The following is a 20,353-nucleotide window of genomic DNA, read 5'->3' as shown; positions in this document are numbered from 1 at the left end:
AACGCTTTAAAACAAATGATAACGTTGGGCTAATGGCAATTCAGACGATGGCTCACAAGTTAATAACACGCCATCTGCACGAACTTCATAAGTTTGTGGATCTACTGTCAGCTCTGGGCAGGCATCATTGAGCTTCATATCATTCTTACGCATTTGACGGACGTTTTTACACGCCACCAGCCTGCTCTTTAGACCAAGTCTTTCTTCTAATCCGGTATTCATTGCTGCTTGACTAACAAAAGTGATTCGAGTTGCGGCGGCAGCACGACCAAGCGCACCAAACATACGGCGATAATGTACGGGTTGCGGCGTAGAAATAGCGGCATTGGGATCGCCCATTGCAGCGCCCGCTATCATGCCACCTTTGATAATAATTGATGGCTTAACCCCAAAGAAGGCTGGCTTCCACAACACCAAATCCGCCAGTTTATCAATTTCGACAGAGCCAACTTCATGACCAACACCGTGAGTGATGGCTGGATTAATAGTGTATTTGGCAATGTAGCGCTTCACGCGGAAGTTATCCGTACCGCGTTCTTCATCTTCTGGTAACAGACCACGTTGCAGGCGCATTTTGTGCGCAGTTTGCCAAGTACGACATACAACTTCACCGATACGACCCATCGCTTGCGAGTCAGACGAAATCATCGAAATCACACCCATATCATGGAGGATGTCTTCGGCAGCAATAGTCTCGCGGCGAATACGCGAATCGGCAAAGGCAACGTCTTCTGGAATACTTGGGTCTAAATTATGGCACTCCATCAACATATCGAGATGCTCATCGACGGTATTAATCGTATAAGGACGTGTCGGATTAGTAGACGATGGCAATACGTTGGGCAAACTACAAGCGACGATAATATCAGGCGCATGACCACCACCAGCACCTTCAGTGTGGTAAGTATGAATACAGCGATCTTTGAATGCTGCTATCGTGTCTTCTACAAAACCAGACTCATTTAAGCTATCGGCATGAATAGCAATCTGTATATCGTAGCGGTCTGCCACATCTAGTGCATTACTGATAGAAGCTGGGGTCGCGCCCCAATCTTCATGGATTTTTAGACTCATCGCCCCAGCTTCTACTTGTTGTATCAGCGCTTCAGGAGTACTGGCACTACCTTTACCAAGAAAACCAATATTAATGGGCAAGTCATCTACGGCTTGCATCATTTTGCCTAAATGCCAAGGGCCGGGGGTATGGGTAGTTGCGATTGAGCCAGTCGCTGGCCCCGTACCACCACCAATCATAGTCGTTAGGCCACTCATTAATGCTTCGTCAACCTGCTGCGGACAAATATAATGCACATGCGTATCAACACCACCCGCCGTCAGAATCTGACCTTCACCCGCTATAATTTCGGTACCGGGGCCAATGACGATATCGACATCAGGTTGGGTATCAGGGTTACCGGCTTTTCCGATAGCAGCGATGCGGCCATTTTTTAGACCCACATCGGCTTTCACGATACCCCACCAGTCGATAATGACAGCATTGGTAATGACGGTATCCATCACGGTATCGTCGCAGCGCTGACTTTGACCCATACCATCACGAATCACCTTGCCACCACCGAACATGACCTCTTCACCATAATGCGTGTAGTCTTTTTCTATCTCGATCCACAGCTCAGTATCGCCTAAACGAATTCTATCGCCGGTCGTTGGACCATACATATCTGCATAAGCTTGGCGAGTAATTTTCATGAGTTCGCTCCTGAGTCTGAGTTTTGGTTCTGACCCTGATCTAAGGGACCCATTACCTCACCACGGAAACCATAAATATGGCGTAAGCCTGAAAAAGGAATCAAGGGGACATCACGGTGTTGACCCGGCTCAAAACGTATCGCCATACCTGCCGCAATCGCTAAGCGGTGCCCATAAGCTTTTTTACGGTCAAAGTCTAAGGCCGCGTTGGTCTCGGCAAAGTGATAGTGAGAGCCAACTTGGATAGGACGGTCACCCGTGTTTGCGACGTTGATAGTGATAGGTTCACGATCGACACATAACTCAATGTCATCGCTCTTTAGCTGATATTCACCAGGAATCATAGCAAGTCTCCTCAGACAATAGGGTTATGAACGGTCACAAGCTTCGTGCCGTCGGGAAAGGTTGCCTCAACTTGTAGGCTTTCAATCATCTCAGCGATGCCATCCATTACGTCATCTCGGGTAAGGATTTCGCGTCCCGCACTCATCATCTCTGCCACAGTACGGCCTTCACGTGCGCCTTCCATAATGGCGCAACTGATCAGCGCTATTGATTCAGGATAATTCAGTTTTAGGCCTTTAGCTTTGCGGCGCTCAGCAAGCAGTCCTGCAGTAAACAATAGCAACTTATCTTTATCTCTTGGCGTTAATTCCATCGCTGACTCCTTCTTATATTATGGTTATCGTTTTATGGAAAGCCTATGCTATTAGAAGGCTTATGTTATTAGTTGTTAAGTATCAATAAATAGACAGATAAAAGCGTTTGTCAGCGCCTAAGCAAAAGCTTGAGCAGCAGTCGTTAAGTCAACCAAATTCGTGGGGAAATAGCTTTGTGTCCGGTCAATCGCGGACGTAGCACTTCTCGCGCTTGCTGAAATATATTCCAAGCTTCGTTACGCTCTATGCCTAAATAGCGTAACAGCAATACGCCGCGACGATAGGTAACTGCCCAGTGATTGGCAGCTGGAATATGCTCACGTAGTGCAGTGATGGCCTCTAGCGGATCGTCCAATCCAACCGCCCATAATGTCGCATGGACGGTGGCACCGCCCTGGCCCCACATGCCAGAAAATCTTGGATGATCTGGGTCTATACATTGGCGTTCTATCCATAACGGGCGACCATTACGGGTGAGATGAAAGCGCTGTTCGAGACGGCCACTGACGAAAGGTAGCTTACTGGCAGGACGGCCAAGACCGAGAATCTCCCACCCCAAGCATTTGGCGTTGTCTTCTAAATCAATGATGATTGTCTGCTCGCCGCGAGAGCCGTTAAAAGCGAGCGTTTCCTGCGGCAGCCATTCTAAAGTAGCGTCATTAGCGATTTTTAGGTGGGTATGCTGGTTCCAAGCAACGCCATTACTGTCGGCTTTATAAAGCTTATTGGCAGCAGGCGTCGTTAGCAAAGTATGGGCGTTTGCCGACACAGTGACATCTATATTGAGTGCATCGCCACTGGCAATACCACCAGGCGGATGCAGCAGATAGACGTGACAGCAACCATCGCGGCCTTCAGGATAGAACGGTCTTTGCACACGCAAGGGACCATAATGGCGGGCTATATTCATGCGGGTAATGCTAGTCTCAGATTCAGTGTGAGCACCAAATCCTAAGGTCAAAAATGCCGCCCAATGACGGTTGGCATCAAATTGGTGTCCTGAGTCTGTAGCAGGCTGTTGTACTGTAGATTTATGAGATAAAGTCGTCATTCCGTCGAACACCTTTTTATAGGCCCAGCGCGACACATATCGCTGAATCGTTAGCCAATCATCCTGAAAGGCAGGGTATTAGCTTACAGATAGCAAAATGAGCAAAATATTCACGTGCGCGGGTGAGGTCAGGTTGACAATACTGGCTTATTAGCCGTCAATGAGTGTCAATATTATGTGGGCATTAACTGCCTAGAAGCTGTGATACGAATACTGCTGATAAATTACTGTAGAAAATCAGGGTAGAAGACTCTGCCCTTGGTATGTGTAAAAGTTGTATTGCTTTAAATATTGAATACTAAAAAGTACCTATAGGAAAACAACCATACTATTTATCTCTTATAAACTAAAATTATATGACTGTCAAACTATTTACTTCCTTATCCAGAGAAAGATAGCGTTAATTACGGTTAAGCTACACAGCCTGTCTTGCAGAAATAAAACATAATAAATAATCAGAGGAAGGCTTACTGTACAGTGGTTAGAGCGGTTCTTTTACTTGCAACAATTGTATATAAGATGGCGCTTTTTATGTGCAGATTCTCTAAATTAAGTTAATGTGAGACTATCATTACATCATCTCCCTATTGCTATGGTTAAAACTTGGCCATCGCTTGCAAAAAGGCAGATACGAACCTCAGCCAAATAAAAACCTTCATTAATAAAGGTTTTATAGAAAAAATGATTCTGCTCTCATTATAAAACCTATATAAACACCAAGCCATCTTCAGTTTGATGCACTTTAATATCGACATCATACACGTCGCTTAATTGTGGACGTGTCATCACCTCACTAGGCGTTCCTTGTGCAACAATTTGTCCACTATTTAACAATACCACCTCATCAGTATAGCGATGTGCATGGGTCAAATCATGGAGGACAACCAAGATACTTTTGTGCTGCTGTTGCACCAAATTATGCAAGTAATGAAGCAAAAAACGCTGATGGCGAATATCAAGATGATTGGTCGGCTCATCGAACATCATAATATCGGTGTCTTGCATCAGCGCCCGTACGATAGCCAAGCGCTGTTTTTCACCGCCTGATAAGGTTTGCACGCGAGCACTGACCAAACTTAATAACTCAAAATCCTGTAGTAAACGTTGCGCGCGCTCAACATGATTACTATTTGGGCGCTGATACCATGCAAGATTAGGTGAAACGCCCAATAGCGCATAATCCAGTACCGTTAACGGCAGCTCAAAACGCTCATGTTGTCCAACCCAAGCGATATGGCCATCATTCATGACCTCGTTGATCGGCTGACCGTAAATCGTAATGTGGCCATCTGTTTCAAGCGCGGTTCCTGTGTGTTGACCCAAAACCGTATGCAGCAACGTGCTTTTACCTGCGCCGTTTGGTCCGATAAAGGCGACCAGCTTTTGGCTTGGCACTGTTAGCTTGTCTATCTTTAACAATGTTTTATGACCGTGCGAGATATGAATATCTTGCATCGACAACAGCTCGCCTGCATTACTACTCTTGATATTACTACTCTTGATATTACTACTCTTGATATTACTACTCTTGATATTACTACTCTTGATATTACTACTATCTATATTGCTTTCTCGATTTGCTAGCGAGGTCTTTGATGTAGCCGTAAAAAATGAATGAAACATAAGCACTCTCTTTGATTAACGGCGGCTACTACGCACAAACAGCCAAATAAAGAATGGACCGCCAAGTAACGCTAAAACAATGCCAACGGGAACATCCACTGGATAAGCGACATGTCGCCCCGCGCCATCAATTACGAGTAATAATATCGCCCCAAGCCAGCCAGACCAAATCATGAGGCGCATACGTCCGCCACCAAACAGAATAGCCAGCAGGTTTGGCACCATCATGCCAATAAAACCGATGACGCCTGCTAAAGACACCGCTGCCCCTGTCAGTAATGCCGAGGCAATCACGACCAAACAACGAACCACACCCACCTTGATACCCAAAGATTTTGCGGCTGCCTCACCTAACATCAACCCATCTAACTGCCGACCTAACGGTAATAAAATAGCCAGCCCTAAAATCATAGAGACAATCGAATAACGCAGCGGTACAAAGCCCGCTTCCGCCATACTACCTGACAGCCAAATGGTCGCCGAGCGTAGCACCATGTCATCAGACATAAATAAAATCAGGCTGACCACCGCCGCACAAAAAGCGCTGATGACAAATCCCAATATCAGCAAGCCCATCTGTCCACCACCCAAAAACCGATGACAAGCGAGAATAAACAAGCACACCAATACGCTTCCAGTAAACGCTGCAAGCGGTATCCCAATGCCACCAAATCCCAATGCCAGAACCAAAACAACACCAAGCGCTGCGCCACCTGATGTACCGATTAAACTTGGATCCGCTAAAGGATTTTCAAATAAAGCCTGTAATGCTGCACCACTAACTGACAACGCCATGCCAACCAACAATGCCGTCACTACGCGCGGATAGCGTAGCTGCCAGATAGTATCGTCAAGATGGCTAGGGCTTGACCATTCGCCAAAGCCAATACCAAGCGCCAACCAAATTAGCAGCACAGATGCGACAGTAGCGGCAACATAATAGATGCTATGTCTGTATTTTCCAGTTTGTATAGGGATAGAAGCGGAAATCGTATTTGCCATGTGAGATATCGTTTTATTGAATATAAAAGAGATTATGCTATATATTGCTTAAGCTATTTTGCTACAGCGTTCAGCTTTTTTAAGACTTGCGGTGAATTCAGGCCATAACGTAAAAAGTCATCTGCTGGCCAAAAGTGGACGCCACCATTTTTACCAGCGGCACTTGCCGCAATCTCTTGACGTTTGCTAAATTTACTGACCCCGCCAACCACTTCCTGATTATGATCAGCAATAATAATCACATCGGGCTTGGCGGCCAGCCAGCCTTCACGTGACATGGGTTTTAGCCCTGATACGTTTGCCGCATTGATTCCACCAGCACGACGAATCAACTCATCGCCTACCGTGCCCTTACCTGCAACGATACGACCATCGTAACTTAATAAATAGCGCTTACCGGTTTTTGCCATTGGGCTCATCCCTGCATTCCAACGCTTAGCAAGCTGTGACCCTTCAGATTTTTTATCAACATAACTGCCGATAGTTTTGATACTATTGGCAAAGGTGCTTACCTCTTCTTTGGGCGCGACATTGACGGCTTTAACTTTTAAGCCGTTTAAGCGCTGATAAATACTCGCAGGCTGCACCATATAACTACCAAGCACCAAGTCTGGCTTGACCGCCAACACTGATTCGGCGGTAATATTACGGTGCATACCCACGGCTGGCACGCTCTTTAACGCTGGATTATGATTGGTCGCATCTTTACCAACCAACTTATTGGTCGCTCCTAGTGCCACCACGACGTCTGCAACATCGGGACTCATCGCGACAATACGATCATAAGCTTGGGCAGAAAGTGAGGGCGCGGCAAATGCGCCAATAATGGCAGCAGTGCTGATAGCACGACTCATCAATTTTTTATTTATCACTAAGTGAGTTATTACTGTGTTTGATAATGCAGAAGACATAAGCATTCCTAATTTGCTAACGTAAAAAATGATACTATTAACAGAACCATTAACGTGTATTAAGCATCCCAAATAACTCACACAACAGCTATGATTTATCCGTTATGTGAGTGTCAATATCGCAAAATTTGCTGATTTTTTATGACGGGTTTACACGCTCTCTTCTTCAGCCATAACCACTGGTGATAAGGCTTCTGCATATGGATGCGCTTCGATGACCGTCGAGACAATTTGCTGCCAGGCTTCAAGCTCGGGCGTGCCTTCAATTCGCTGACCGAACACACTAAAGATACTGATGCCGTGACCATCAAAACCTTCGATACAAGTCACGATGCCGTCTTTGGTTGGGCGCTTAACGCTCCATACTTGCTCCAATGCTTTATCTTTTAAATGCAGCGTAAAGTCATTATGGTCTTTATCTAAAATATTAAACCAATCGCCCATGCGCTTGAGTGTCTGCACCGTGCCAGTCTGAATCTGCACCAGACCACTATTACCGACAAATATCATAATCGGGCATTTGGCATCACGCGCTTGCTCAAATACCGCTTCGACCGCGCTAATATCAAGCTGCTGCGTCATCTGCTCTGGTGCTTGGCGGTAGCTACTAGCACGATCAATATCGAGATTTTTTAATAATGAGTGGAATTGATGCACGTCTGTCATTGCCTGCCAGCTTTGTTGTAACTGCGTACGCTCCTCTTCACTTAATGCCTTGTAACGCCAGTCATTAAGTGGCTCTTGTACCTCTAACGTCAGCGTCTCATTATTCACCGTTTGCTGCTGCTCCTGAATCATCGCTTGCCAGCGCGCAATAGTCTCAGCGCTTAACTCTCGTAGATACACTTTATCGATAGCAGCACCTTGGGCGTTATAAAATTGAATACTATAAGAGGGCTTATCGGCGCGACTGGTATCCGTTACCGCCAGCATATGCTGCCATTGCCACATAAAAAATCGCAAATCTAGACCACCCACATTGAGTGCCAATCCCATCTTTTCGCCAAGCTTAAGATTATGATATGGCGCGGTTTTTTCATGCACTGCCAACTCGTTTCTGACAATGCTTTCCATGTCACCAAAGTTCTCAAATTGCTTTAATACAGCTTTGCACTGATCACCCATATACTGGCTATAAGGCGAAGCTAACATCAGTTCAAACTCGCTGATACCTAATGCAGCCGCTCCTTCTGTGGGAAATAGCATCGGCGTTTTTGCTTTTAATACTTGGTACTGTTGCCACAGCTCAGTATTTTTTTTGGTTAACGATAACGGTTGACTCATGATGGTCTCCATAAAATAGTTGATGATAAAAAAACCAATCACCTTGGCGTTGTCAGCTTAAATATGAATGTATTAAGAGTAGCAGGGATAAAGTATATGACAGACGTTTGAAAAATTAGTGCTTGTCAAAACGTGATCAAGAGACTGCTTTTTCATAACGTATTAGTCATCACGTCTTTTTCATCATTACCGTTTATTATTCCTGCTAGGCGATGTTGAACGGAAATTATTATGGCAACATTTTTTCACTTTGTAAATAGTAATAATTATCATTTGCATGTTGATAATTATTATCTTTTGAAATATGATGTCTAAGCTTTGTTACTGACGATAGTGAATCAAGTAACAAAGTCTTTAACAATTAAAACTATGACACGGTCGCTTTAGATTGCTCTTTTTGTAGCAAAAGATCTTTAAGCAACGCGACTTTCTTACTTTCTACTTTTACGATGGTTGTTTTATTTATGTCGATTTTAGCGTCTCAACCCCTTTTGACTCATACAAAATTACACACCCATCCACCACAACTGCGTCGTAGTAGATTAACCATGAGTGTGGCGTTAGCATTGCTTACTTTAGCCCCAGTTTCCGTCCAAGCAGCGCCGCCTCTTGCAGAGAATAATGGTGATATTACAAGCGATGCTGCCATGCCGAGCACACGTTTAGATCCTATCGTGGTAACGGCCACACGCTCTGAGCGTGCCTTAAGCGAGGCGCCAGTTGCCCTGCAAGTACTCAGCCGCCAGCAACTAGATGACAACCATGCTCATACTTTAAAAGAAGCGCTAGCCTTGTTGCCCAATGTGTACTTACGCGAAGTCCATGGTAAAACAGGTTACGAGGTCAGCATGCAAGGCTTTACCGGTGATCAAGTATTGGTGTTGATTGATGGCTTACCCATCACCGCCAGCACTGGCTCGACGGTAAACTTAAATCAATATATGAATATGGATATTGAACAAATAGAAGTGGTTCAGGGAGCGGCGTCAGCGCAGTTTGGTAGCGCGGCGATGGGCGGCGTTATCAATATCATCACTAAACCCATTGGCGCGGCAACAGGACATATCACTACCGAGATTGCCAGCAATGGTCGGCAAAATCCATCTGGTAAAAAGTTAGATGCTAACAAACGCTATGTAGAAGCCAGCGTGGAAGGGGCATTAGATAAAAACCAGCGCTTTCATGCGCGTCTATCAGGCTCGTATCTGGATAATAATGGTTTGAGCCTAGACCATGAAGCATGGCCCAGATTAAAAGATGCCAGCGAGCAATCACAAGTCAGTGCCCGATTTAGCTACCACCCAGACGGTAAAGGCATATCAGACAATGACGATAGCCGACTGGTCAAAAATTCTCAATATTGGTTAGAGGCCAACCACTATAAAGAAGACGATGTTAGCCGTTTTAATTATTATGTGGCGCCGCGCTATTTGGCACAGCAACGAGATGAGCACATTACTAAGCAGCGCTTTAGTGTTGGTGCGCGCGCTGATATCACGCCGCATGTGCATAATCGCAGCAAAACTTATCGGTTGTCAGCACAAGCCCTGCATGAGGAATATCAAAGCGAATCCAATACTAAAACACAGCAAACTATCACCAGCGCCCGTGATACAGACATCAGTACCACGCTGGCGCAAGCGCAGCTCGACCTACCTGAGCTATTACTATCCGATAAGCACATTCATCTTATTCAAGTTGGCGGTCAGGTTCAGCAAGACAAGTTAAGCCAAACGAAAAATAAATTCAGCGAGCTTATCAGCGATAACGTTAGCCGTGATGTCGGCGAGCTATATATACAAGATGATTGGCTAATTGGTGATAACTGGGAGGTTTTGAGCGGTATTCGCTATCAAAACGATGAAGACTTTGGTGGCCATACGGCACCAAAGGTATCACTCAAATACAACCATTTGGATGCCAGCGGTCGCGACCATGTCTTTCGCAGTAGTATCGGCGGTGGTTATCGCGTGCCCAACCTAAAAGAACGCTACTACGTCTTTGACCACAGCAATTTGGGTTATAAAGTCATGGGTAATCCCTACTTGCAGCCTGAAACCTCAACCAGTTACCAAATCGGCTATCAAGGTCAGCTGAGCGATAGTGTCAATTTGACGGTTAATGGTTTTTATAATGAAGTGAACGATCTGATCCAAACCGACGAGGACAACGCCACCTTTGACGGTAACATCGCCATTTATAAATATATGAACGTTGATAGCGCCAAAACTTATGGTGGCGATATTGGTATTGACTGGCAAGTGGACGAGCGCGCGAAACTACAAGCCAGCTACGCTTACCTCAAGACGCATAACAATGTCACCGATACCGAGCTGACCTATAAGCCCAATCACAAAGCAATGCTCGCACTAGACTATCAAATCAATGACAAATTACAGCTTATCCCGCGCCTTAACTATGAATCCAAACAGCTGATTAATACCAGCGAGCAGGCGTATTCGCCGTCTTGGTGGACGCTCGATAGCAAGCTCAATTATGACGCAACTGCAAACTTGAGCTTATACGCGGCGATTAATAATATCTTTGATGTGCAGCGCGATGTCACTGATACCAGTGACTATCGTCCCATTGATAATCGTGAGTGGTTACTTGGCGCCAGTTACCATTGGTAAGCCTTTGATTCACAATCATTCTAAAGCCATTCTATTTGTAGCGCTGTTTTTCACCTTTTATATAAAACGACAACCATCAAGGAAGCTGATATGACCCCAATTCTCCCAGCAGTTCACACCAAGCCGACCACATTGGCATTACTTTTTAGTGGCAGCATTTTAGCACTCAGCATGACCGGCTGCGGTGGCGGCAGTGATGGCACAAGCAGTGACAGTAACGGCAATGTTGGTAATGGCGGTAACACGCCGCCTGTTAGCGCTGCCAGCTTTAGCGAAACAGCCACTTGGCAAGTCACCAATCTAGCGCCTGATGCCATGACCTGTTATGACTTTGACGCCAAAGCTGAAAGCTCGTGTGACGAGAATAAATGGGATATTAAGTTTGATAACCAAGCGCGTTCGGTTAAGCTTTGGTCAAATAGCGGTGATTCTGGCGCAGGTTTGGGCGGCGTTTTTGGTTTGATCGACTGGTCAGATTTGAGCCGTTATAGCAATGCAACTCAAGACCCTGATACCAAACGTGATATTACCACGCACTACCATGAAGACCGTAGTGGCGGTATATTTGATGCACAGCCGTGGTTTGAATACAATTTAAAAGGCAACCATCAGCTCTACCCGAACAATCGCGTCTATCTTGTCACCACAGATAATAGCAGCGCCATGACAGACAGCAGCGTCCAGCAGCCTATTTATGCCATACAGATTACCAACTACTATAATGAAACTGGTGCCTCTGGTTACCCTACTCTGCGCTGGATTGATACCGCGCTACCAAATAAGGTACAGACTCAAACTATCGATGCCTCAAACAATGATAATTGGGTCTATTTTGATTTAACCACAGGAAAAAGTAGTAGCGATAAAAACAGCACTTGGCAGATCGGCTTTAAGCGTAATGATGTGATTTTAAATGGTGGCGATTCTGCTATTGGCACTAAAAAAGGCAAAGTTGGTGGTTACCTCGCCACCACGCCAGCCGGATATTATGATGCGCAAGGTAAACCCATTACCAGTCAATTTACGACCGATGGTAGCGCGGCGACTTTAACCAACCTTACCACCACTGCTGTGTACGATAGGCCGATGAGTGCCAGAAGCTGGGTCATTGATAGTAAAGGCTCGGATCTCAATCCTGCTTATACGGGTAATTTCCCGAACCTAGACTTTGGCTGGTATACCTACAATGGCATGACGCATCAACTAAATGCCAAACCAGTTGACAGCGCACAAGGTGCGCTCATTAGATCTGCTGAAGGTAATAGCTATGCACGCGTGCGTTTGGATAAAATAAATTACCCTGATAGCTCAGCGACGACTGCGACCTCATGGGAATTTAAAATAGACATTCAGCCTGCTCCTTAATATTTTATTTTTTCTGAAATCAAAGATGACAGTATCAATCCTGACTTAATTGGCAACTGTCTTTACCGCTACAAAATAAGGCACTTTATAAAATGGCAAAACCCGCTCCAAGAATACTGGATGTTACTTGTACCAAATACATCACGCCACATATGTGCCGCGTCACGCTTGGCGGTGCTGGCTTGATTGACTTTCCAACAGATCAAGAAAGCGCTTATATCAAACTCATATTTCCTCAAGGCCATGGGACTCGACCACTAATGCGCACCTATACTATAAGTGGTCAACGTGAGGGTGAAATAGATATCGATTTTGCCTTGCACGACGCTGAAGGCCCTGCTTCAATGTGGGCACGTAACGCCCAAGTGGGTGAGCAAATATTGGTAGGCGGACCAGGACCAAAAAAGCTCATCAACCGTGATGCAGATTGGTTTTTATTAATAGGCGACATGACTGCACTACCTGCGATTGCTGTCAATCTTGCACAATTACCTGACGATGCACGCGGCTATGCCATCCTTGAGATCAGCAGCGAGGCAGATCGACAAAATCTTAAAAAACCTAAGAACGTTGACATTTACTGGGTTATAAATCCTACTCCAAACTCCGCAAGCAGCCCTTTACTTGAGCATGTTAAAACCATTACTTGGCTTGAAGGGCAACCTGCTGTTTGGGCTGCTTGTGAATTCCATAGTATGCGTGTACTGCGTGACTATTTTAAATTCAACCGGTCCATAGCTAAAACGCATTTATATATATCTAGCTACTGGAAAGTAGAGCGTACAGAAGATCAGCATAAAATTGAGAAGCAGGAAGATGCACAAAACCTAGAATAACATGCTATTCACCTTCAAAAATCCGAGTTGTATTAACAATGATTTGAGGGCTATTAGTGTTAAGGTTCTGACGTGGTCATCAACTCATTCGCAGGCCAGATTATAATATCCTAGACGACGATTACTTTATGAACACGGGAATGTAAATGTAAATATAAATTTAGCCTCTAAACATTATTAGCAACTCAATTTTTATATTGGTGCAAAAGATTGCCAGAGGTATACATAATATAGTCTTCACAACCTTCTTTGTATTTTGTGCTTCACTCAGGTGAGGTTGTCAAAATCGGGGTTTAATATCTGCTTATACTATAGATGGATTTTACTTTGAAAAGTCGGAAAAGTCCTACACGGTATTCCTTACATAGTTTAGTAGGTTTTGAGGCCTGCTGTCAGATCCTTAAAATTAAACACGGGAGATTTTATATCAGATAGCTTAATGACGCATGCTAACAAGTTCATAGTAATTAAATTCATACCTAATGTTAATGGTTCGATACGTGTAGAGCGCACCGGACGTATTCCATAAAGTTATAATAATTGAATGCTAACCTGACTTATGCTAAGTATCCAATATAGTCAGGCGGTTCAAGAATTCTCCATTTGCGAAACCAAAGCTGATAGTCTTTGTAGACAGTGTAGTGCTTACCAAAATATGGGGAGGGTAAGTCATGCCAAGGGCGACCAAAAATCATTTGATAGACAACACCTTCGGCCGTCTGTCTCAGATTTCCTTTGTCATAGAGATTTAGTTCTAATAGTATCGGTATTAGTCTGGTCCAGTGATTATCTTTGAGCATGGTGCGAGACATAACGAATGGTATCTTTTGGTTTGAGAACTTAAAGATCACTTGTTCAATATTTTTTTGCTAGCATTTTATTGTCCATGCTCAACAAGCCTAATTTAATTAAAAATATAGTAAAACGACTATTTTGTGTTGAAGCTGTAAATTAAATTTCTCTTAACATTTATGCTTATAGACAAAATCTCGCTGACGTCCAAAATAATAAGCAAATTGCTCAGCACTAATCCTATTTCCCATAAGCTCTAGATATACATGCTCTAACTGTATTGAGCTCTTAACAATATTTCGAAGTTCATGAAAGTTATTGCCGAGTGCTGACATATTTGCTTGAGATAAGGACTTCAAGAAATCTAATAAAATTAAAGTTTGCAACTCATCTTCAAATGCTTTTTTGCTCTGATGCTCCACTGGACTGAGTTCTATGGCTACTAACTGCTTATTCGTTCTCAATACTTCATCATCGAACCAAGGGTTAAAACAACCTGCAACTATCTGATAATCAATATTCTCTTTTTCTTTACTTTTTTTAGGCTGATTTAGTAACTTCACCTGTTCACGATTTGAGATCAAATAGATAGTTTGTTGGCTTAATTGTAGGTTATCTTGGAACATTCTAATAATCGTACTATAAAACTCATCCCTGTAAGACTTCATAAAACATTTATGCAGCTTTTTTGTCATTGGGTGCCATGACAGATTTGAGTTTTTCGCAATTCTTTTAATAATAGATTTATTCATATATTGCTCATGCTGTAAGTTATTAAGTATTTTATATGCCACAGAGTGAACATCTATTTTAATATACTACCCTCAACATCATTTAAAAGTATGAAACTATAAAAACAAAAAACTTGTAATATGCGGTTATAATGTATTGTACTATTATATTTCTTATGTTTTTCTTTAGAACTAGCAATAGATATACTAGATTTTACTTTCTTAGTATATCTTATTCCTTTTTTATCATTCAGTAGATCATAGTGTACGTTGGATTCTGGCAACTTATTAAGTCGGTTTTTCCATTTGTTCAATAACCTATTGTCAGTACAGCTTTCTAAGTCTTGAATATCTATATGAATTAATATTTTTGGCAAAAGCTTGATTGTATAATTTAAAAACCGATCAAAATCCTCAAAATTTTTAAACCTGATTTTATTTTGAGTGTACTCACAATTTTGTAGTGTATAACGTATAAACCAATCCAGACCTTCTTTATGTTTTTTTAATAAATATAGTCTTTTAAATTTACACTCCATTTCTTCCATCACTTTCTGATCTTCTGCAACTAAATTATAGCTTGGAACAAGCAGGTTTTCTTGCTCTGATGAAAATAGCCTTGAGCCACCGAACTTAGTTTGATATTCAGAACTTTCCTTTAAGTGTTTTGCTTTACAATACCATTTTTTAAATTCATCATTAGATATATCATATAGTTTTAGTAAATGCTGAAAATCATCATGCATGTAATGACTACGCAAAATTTTAGCAACTTCATTAAAACCAAATTCTCGCTCGACTTCTTTGTAATTAGATGCGTATTTTACGGGCTTACCCTCGAATCTTGGTAATGGCTCAACTTTTAGCTTTTTAAGTAAATACTCATAAATTTTTTTGACTTCAAATCCTTGCTTACGTCTAGGTAATTGAAGTAAATAACTTTTCTGATTCTCGCTTAACTGATAATCAATATTCCACAACTGGAGTCCAATTTGAATATCAGTGAAATGAATGTAGTTATTAAAACTAACACTAGGTTCACTATGGCCAGCAACACCTGCGATTATGTAGTTGCTAATAGATTTCCTTGATCCAAATAGTTTGTAATAAATGTTCCATGCATCTGCTTTTTCATAAGGTAGTAAGTCCTTCAAGCTTTCATTTGCTGCTGTATTATTTAACGTTTCTGAATCATACAAAAAATGCAGTAACTGAATGTTAGATAGGCAACTGTGCCTAAGATTGTGAGCTGTTAAATATGACAACCCAGTTACTTTTTTTATTAATCCTGAGACCATCTGTGATAATTGATTCTTAGGAATTGTTTGCCCACTGGCGTCAGCAATCAAGGTTTGTCCTTTTTCCTCAACACGTCTATAGTATAAGGCAGTTAAAACTCTTAGTTCTTCTGCTGATAGCAACAGGTCTATAGGTAAACTACGCAAAGCAGAGGATGTTTTATTATCACCATAAATATTATTACGAACTTCAAGATCTTCAACTGTTCCTGATATCTCTGTGAGCTTAAGCTTGGCTATCTCTCCTATTCTCATGCCAAATCGTTGGCCAAGAATTAAAGCAATATAAATAGCATCTTTTTTCTCTTTATTAATATTTAGGTTTTTGCATGCATATAGAATTGCTTGAAACATAGTTTCTGATATATACCCTGCTTTTACATGAGCTACAGCTCCAACTGACATTGGTTCAACTGGCTCTGCGCCATAAACATTGACTAAGTGCTCATGAAAATCGTCTAGCAATTTAGCAGTTTCATTTTTTGCTGATGTAGTACGACTCAATGCTATAATTTCTGCATAGAGAGATTCAAAGTCAGCTTCATCAAAATTATCTATGTTCTGTCCATAAGTTAACGCTAGCCACCTATTCGTAATGTTATTGCTATAGGTTTGAATACTACTTGGTTGGCTGGATAATCGCTTATGTACAAACCAGGTAAGCAGTGCGACTTCATTGATAGGAGCTTTTTCTTGCTTTAATAGTACTAAATTCGCTCTCAACCTTTTATCAAATACGCTTCCTGATATTTTCTTATCCTTTTTTTCATTCTCAGGCTTGAACAGTCTAGAAATTTGTAATGCCAATTGTTTATGTTCATTATATTTAGAGTTCTTTTGATGTTGTTGAGGGGTATCGAAATCTTCTAAGATGTCTATATCAGATGGTTTTGGTCGTTCATATAATATACATTGCCAATTATCAACCGGTAGTGAGTATGTCTTTTTAATGCCCAACAATAAGTATAGATAGTACTCTGGCAAGTTGAAATTTTCGTGATTTTCACAGACATAAAGGCTAGCTTTCAAAAAGTCTTCTAAGTTATTAGGTAGTATTTGATACAATTTTTGATGATCGAGTAATTTTTGATAAAATACCTTGATGTCGATAGAACCATCAGGCTTTAAAAAACCATTTATTAGTGAAATATCGTCTAGTCTGTATGATCGCAATAAAGTGGCTGAAATAGGTGATAGAAATACATTTTGTGACGTGTACTTTTCATCTTTTATCTTGCTATTCCTGACATTAGTACTATAACCTCTTTTATTAAAATCAGCTCTAACAAAAGGTAGATTATAAATACTTTGAATCTTTAGATCTCCAGCAATTAATTTTTTAATAATAAATTCAAGCAAAGGAGCTTGTAGTATGGCATTGTGAAAAACTAAAGATAGAAAAACGTCATAAATATTAACTTCTTTATGATTCTCAAAACTATTCATCCATAGCTGGTAGAAGGTTCTCACCTTTTTTGCTTCTTGAAACCAATCACTATCTCTAAAAAGTTTTGGACGCTGTTCAAAGACAATATATTTAGGAAAACTGGTATCTAAATCATAACAGTCAAGTTTTTTTTGAACCTCTTGAAGAGCGTAGTTATAGCTCTTCCCATAGAACGTATGATTATGGAAAATTTTCGTTGATTTAAGTGATTGATCAAATTTGTTCCATCTTCTGGTGAACTCTGCTTGTGGATTAGGCTTATTGGCAAGCTCATCAACTCTAATATGAATCAAAGCTATTTTAAGAGCTTTATCTTTTGCCCCTACCAGTTTTTTCTCTCGTTCTACTTTTCGTTTATCAATACCTGAAAAACTATTCTTTGACATTTTTCGCCTCATTTAGTTCAATGGGTTCAAAGCCATATTCTTTTAATTTTTTATCGATCAGTTCAGCGAGCTCCGCTTGTTGTGAACGTTTTAATCCGCTAAAGGTGTCGTAATAATCGAAACCAAGTTGATCAGTATGTCCCATCCAACTACTAACTACTTCGTCATTCAGTTGAGCTAAATTGCTGCTAAATATGCTATGGTTAGAGTCTTTCAACGATCTAATATGATGACGATACCAGTTTAATGGTAAATGAGCATACAATTTGAATCTATTAGAAATAAAGGTGTTATTTTGATTTTTAACGAAATTAAATTCGCCATATTCGTTGACTTCTAGATAAATAATAAGGCCAACACTACTTTCATAAACTGCCTGTATTAATTTGCCCAGTTGATAATGCTTAACATTAAAGAGCTTCATATTTTTATATAAGTAGCTCTGGTAATATCGTAATTGAAGTCTTACTATCTCAGGAAGGATAATAAATCGTCCCTGCGCATTCATTCTATTTTCTTTATCCGAAATAAAATACATACCTGTATCAATATCGATATCTTTTAGACGCCCAAATGTCTCAATAACGGGACGATAACCAGATGATAAACCCAACATAATATATAAGTAATCCATCAATTTGTTATGAAAATCTATAAAATTTATTATAGTGAAATCCTTATAAGATCTTAAGGTCTTGAGCTCATTAATGATAGGAAGCACTAGTTCTGATTTAATTTTAGAGCTTAGAAGAGCTAGTTTTGTTCCCATTAGTAGCCCTGCTTTATAGATATGCCTGTCATCTGGAAAATTAACTAAGTCAACCTTTGAGAGCTTATTATTATCTATTAATTTTTTTTCTAATGAAACTCTAGGTTCCAAAAATAATATTTCTTTAAGATGGTCATAGTAGTGATATTGCGCATAATATATATCAGCTTTCGTGATGCTAAAATATGGTAAAGCAGATAGGTGATGTATAGGAGAAAGGGTTATAATATCAACGACAGCTGTATCTGTACCTGAATGAAAAAGCACATGTTTTAAGTAAGTTCTCAATTTATTCAATGATAACCGAATATTATTTTTCTTATTAATTTTCCGAACTCTATTTTCAGATAATTTTTCAAGTTCACTAAAAAACCTTTTCTTTTCTCTTTTTGTACCAACAATATACTTTTCCATATTCTTTATCAAAACTGCTACTGCTATTGGTAAAGTTAACTCTAGCTTATCACTACTAACTGCTGATAGATCACTGCTATATTGTCGATCTAACACTGATCTTGCTGGTGAAAAATTGAACTCAATACAATGTCGATCGTAATACTCATTTCTTTTATTTATACCATTGTATTGAATATATTCACTACTCCCAGTAAGCAAAGTCATCAATATATATACTGCCTCCATTTCTTCGATAGTTAGCTTATTAGTAGTGTTACTATTGGTTGAATAATCAACATTACAATTTTCTAGAACTATAAATAACTCATTAAACAATATCTTTATCTCTGAACTTTTAGCTACCTGCACATCTGTATTTAATAACATAGAGCGTTTACGTCGCATATTTACTTGTTGTTGGGCATTCACAATGTCCAAGTGATAAGATATTGGCCTATCAAGTGAGACTTCAAATACCGCTTCAATATCGTCGTCTTGCCGTTCATCAGCTTCAAAGGTTTCTAGAGTTTGATTTTCATTTGGTATTATATTTACGCTATAGATTGTTGAGGTGCTATCTCCTGTTGCTTCATCAACAAAAGTATCCGATGATATAACAGTAGGCTTTCCTGATCGAGATATGTTTCGAGTAATCCCTGATTTTTTGAGTAGTATATTTTCGAGTGGTAAAATAAATTCATAAAGGTGCTTACATAATCGGTAATTAACGAGCTCGTTATCAGTCCATTCTTGATCCTTTTCGTCTTGATGCAATTTTCTACGAATTTTTTCTACAAACACTTCTAATTCCTTGTCGTCTGATTTTAACCATTCTTCATATAGGTTTTCTGACTGAACTGACTCAAATGCACTTAATAAATCCTGCATAGAGCTATATTCATTTACATCAGGTAAAAACGGAATTAGAAATTCGCGAGTTTTATTGGTCAAAAACCTGCACTCATCAAGTGTAGTTTCAATTCGACTATCATAGTCCGTTAGCACAGTCATTCTTAGGCATAGAAAAAAGTAAAGGGCGCGAATAACGTTTACTTTAGAAGACTCTGCACGGTTTACTAGAAAAGTAATTAGATATAACTCTTTCATGTTTTGATGAGGTTTTTTAATATTTTTTAGAAAAATCTTGTGATTTATTCCGTTTTTGTAGATTTCTAATTTTTCCAACTCTGTCAAAGTACTATTTATGGAATTTGTTTTTATCCACTCAAATAGAACATGACACTCACTATGCAACTCTAATCTATACTGCTTAGGTAAGATATCAATTAGAAATTTCAACTCAACTATTAAGCCTTCAACCTTGTTGGTATCGGCGAAATCAAGGATATGTGTCTTTAGCCAATCCTTAATATTATTAGAGATATTACTTTCATGAGCCATTATTCTGCAACCGTTACAAGCCATTTAGATAACTGTAGCTCCGTTCATTTAAACCATCC

14 protein-coding genes and 1 pseudogene are annotated in these 20,353 nt (G+C 40.7%); 3 read left to right on the top strand and 12 right to left on the bottom strand.

Translation table 11 applies throughout. The features are described 5' to 3' along the window. Positions 1 to 6 precede the first annotated feature (6 nt). The 8 genes from ureC to JMX50_RS05975 all read right to left on the bottom strand — a co-directional run bounded on the left by ureC (position 7) and on the right by JMX50_RS05975 (position 8,240). On the bottom strand, positions 7 to 1,710 hold the full coding sequence (gene ureC / locus JMX50_RS06010; protein ID WP_201628825.1) for an urease subunit alpha: 1,704 nt from the start codon (positions 1,708 to 1,710) through the stop codon (positions 7 to 9). Continuing rightward, a complete protein-coding gene (locus tag JMX50_RS06005; protein WP_068037174.1) occupies positions 1,707 to 2,054 on the bottom strand; it encodes an urease subunit beta in 348 nt (115 codons plus the stop codon). The genes ureC and JMX50_RS06005 overlap by 4 nt, the downstream gene beginning before the upstream one ends. 11 nt (positions 2,055 to 2,065) lie before the next feature. Beyond that, positions 2,066 to 2,368, bottom strand: coding sequence for an urease subunit gamma (ureA, locus tag JMX50_RS06000; protein ID WP_201562860.1), 303 nt, complete (start codon positions 2,366 to 2,368; stop codon positions 2,066 to 2,068). A gap of 143 nt (positions 2,369 to 2,511) precedes the next feature. Continuing rightward, entirely contained in the window at positions 2,512 to 3,420 is a 909-nt protein-coding gene (locus JMX50_RS05995; RefSeq protein WP_201628824.1) for an urease accessory protein UreD, read from the bottom strand. A gap of 705 nt (positions 3,421 to 4,125) precedes the next feature. Beyond that, on the bottom strand, positions 4,126 to 5,043 hold the full coding sequence (locus JMX50_RS05990; protein WP_201628823.1) for an ABC transporter ATP-binding protein: 918 nt from the start codon (positions 5,041 to 5,043) through the stop codon (positions 4,126 to 4,128). 15 nt (positions 5,044 to 5,058) lie between these two features. Next, positions 5,059 to 6,045, bottom strand: a complete 987-nt coding sequence (locus JMX50_RS05985; RefSeq protein WP_201628822.1) for a FecCD family ABC transporter permease — start codon at positions 6,043 to 6,045, stop codon at positions 5,059 to 5,061. A 53-nt stretch (positions 6,046 to 6,098) separates the two neighbouring features. Continuing rightward, positions 6,099 to 6,956 (bottom strand): heme/hemin ABC transporter substrate-binding protein, encoded by an 858-nt coding sequence (locus JMX50_RS05980; RefSeq protein WP_265088586.1) that lies wholly within the window; start codon positions 6,954 to 6,956, stop codon positions 6,099 to 6,101. A 150-nt stretch (positions 6,957 to 7,106) separates the two neighbouring features. Then, positions 7,107 to 8,240: a ChuX/HutX family heme-like substrate-binding protein gene (locus tag JMX50_RS05975; RefSeq protein ID WP_201628821.1), complete on the bottom strand. Its 1,134-nt coding sequence runs from the start codon at positions 8,238 to 8,240 to the stop codon at positions 7,107 to 7,109. A 491-nt stretch (positions 8,241 to 8,731) separates the two neighbouring features. Between JMX50_RS05975 and JMX50_RS05970 the strand changes: the two genes are divergently transcribed. The 3 genes from JMX50_RS05970 to JMX50_RS05960 all read left to right on the top strand — a co-directional run bounded on the left by JMX50_RS05970 (position 8,732) and on the right by JMX50_RS05960 (position 13,074). Beyond that, positions 8,732 to 10,873, top strand: coding sequence for a TonB-dependent receptor plug domain-containing protein (locus tag JMX50_RS05970; protein ID WP_227670936.1), 2,142 nt, complete (start codon positions 8,732 to 8,734; stop codon positions 10,871 to 10,873). A gap of 90 nt (positions 10,874 to 10,963) precedes the next feature. Beyond that, complete coding sequence (locus JMX50_RS05965; RefSeq protein ID WP_201628819.1) at positions 10,964 to 12,238, top strand: HmuY family protein; 1,275 nt, start codon at positions 10,964 to 10,966, stop codon at positions 12,236 to 12,238. Positions 12,239 to 12,330: 92 nt separating this feature from the next. Further along, on the top strand, positions 12,331 to 13,074 hold the full coding sequence (locus JMX50_RS05960; protein ID WP_201562876.1) for a siderophore-interacting protein: 744 nt from the start codon (positions 12,331 to 12,333) through the stop codon (positions 13,072 to 13,074). 590 nt (positions 13,075 to 13,664) lie between these two features. Here the strand turns inward: JMX50_RS05960 and JMX50_RS05955 are convergent. From JMX50_RS05955 to JMX50_RS05940, 4 genes and pseudogenes are all read right to left on the bottom strand, one after another. Further along, a pseudogene (locus JMX50_RS05955) lies at positions 13,665 to 13,886 on the bottom strand (transposase); the annotation flags it as partial. A gap of 150 nt (positions 13,887 to 14,036) precedes the next feature. Beyond that, positions 14,037 to 14,618, bottom strand: coding sequence for a hypothetical protein (locus JMX50_RS05950; RefSeq protein WP_201628818.1), 582 nt, complete (start codon positions 14,616 to 14,618; stop codon positions 14,037 to 14,039). Positions 14,619 to 14,671: 53 nt separating this feature from the next. Beyond that, positions 14,672 to 17,728, bottom strand: a complete 3,057-nt coding sequence (locus tag JMX50_RS05945; RefSeq protein ID WP_201628817.1) for a tyrosine-type recombinase/integrase — start codon at positions 17,726 to 17,728, stop codon at positions 14,672 to 14,674. Then, on the bottom strand, positions 17,715 to 20,294 hold the full coding sequence (locus JMX50_RS05940) for a hypothetical protein (protein WP_201628816.1): 2,580 nt from the start codon (positions 20,292 to 20,294) through the stop codon (positions 17,715 to 17,717). Before JMX50_RS05940 ends, JMX50_RS05945 begins: the two co-directional genes overlap by 14 nt. Positions 20,295 to 20,353: the final 59 nt, after the last annotated feature.

The organism is Psychrobacter maritimus, from assembly GCF_904846345.1.
Lineage (GTDB): Bacteria > Pseudomonadota > Gammaproteobacteria > Pseudomonadales > Moraxellaceae > Psychrobacter > Psychrobacter maritimus.
Note: the sequence above shows the minus strand (reverse complement) of the source record. Positions and strands in the feature narration are given on the sequence as shown.

Excerpts from the sequence above, each read along its gene's own strand:
- JMX50_RS05945 (WP_201628817.1), bottom strand. The coding sequence starts at position 17,728 with ATGTCAAAGAATAGTTTTTCAGGTATTGATAAACGAAAAGTAGAACGA.
- JMX50_RS05995 (WP_201628824.1), bottom strand. The coding sequence starts at position 3,420 with ATGACGACTTTATCTCATAAATCTACAGTACAACAGCCTGCTACAGAC.
- JMX50_RS05940 (WP_201628816.1), bottom strand. The coding sequence starts at position 20,294 with ATGGCTCATGAAAGTAATATCTCTAATAATATTAAGGATTGGCTAAAG.
- JMX50_RS05985 (WP_201628822.1), bottom strand. The coding sequence starts at position 6,045 with ATGGCAAATACGATTTCCGCTTCTATCCCTATACAAACTGGAAAATAC.
- JMX50_RS05975 (WP_201628821.1), bottom strand. The coding sequence starts at position 8,240 with ATGAGTCAACCGTTATCGTTAACCAAAAAAAATACTGAGCTGTGGCAA.
- JMX50_RS05960 (WP_201562876.1), top strand. The coding sequence starts at position 12,331 with ATGGCAAAACCCGCTCCAAGAATACTGGATGTTACTTGTACCAAATAC.
- JMX50_RS05950 (WP_201628818.1), bottom strand. The coding sequence starts at position 14,618 with ATGAATAAATCTATTATTAAAAGAATTGCGAAAAACTCAAATCTGTCA.
- JMX50_RS06005 (WP_068037174.1), bottom strand. The coding sequence starts at position 2,054 with ATGATTCCTGGTGAATATCAGCTAAAGAGCGATGACATTGAGTTATGT.
- ureC (WP_201628825.1), bottom strand. The coding sequence starts at position 1,710 with ATGAAAATTACTCGCCAAGCTTATGCAGATATGTATGGTCCAACGACC.
- JMX50_RS05980 (WP_265088586.1), bottom strand. The coding sequence starts at position 6,956 with ATGTCTTCTGCATTATCAAACACAGTAATAACTCACTTAGTGATAAAT.
- JMX50_RS05990 (WP_201628823.1), bottom strand. The coding sequence starts at position 5,043 with ATGTTTCATTCATTTTTTACGGCTACATCAAAGACCTCGCTAGCAAAT.
- ureA (WP_201562860.1), bottom strand. The coding sequence starts at position 2,368 with ATGGAATTAACGCCAAGAGATAAAGATAAGTTGCTATTGTTTACTGCA.
- JMX50_RS05965 (WP_201628819.1), top strand. The coding sequence starts at position 10,964 with ATGACCCCAATTCTCCCAGCAGTTCACACCAAGCCGACCACATTGGCA.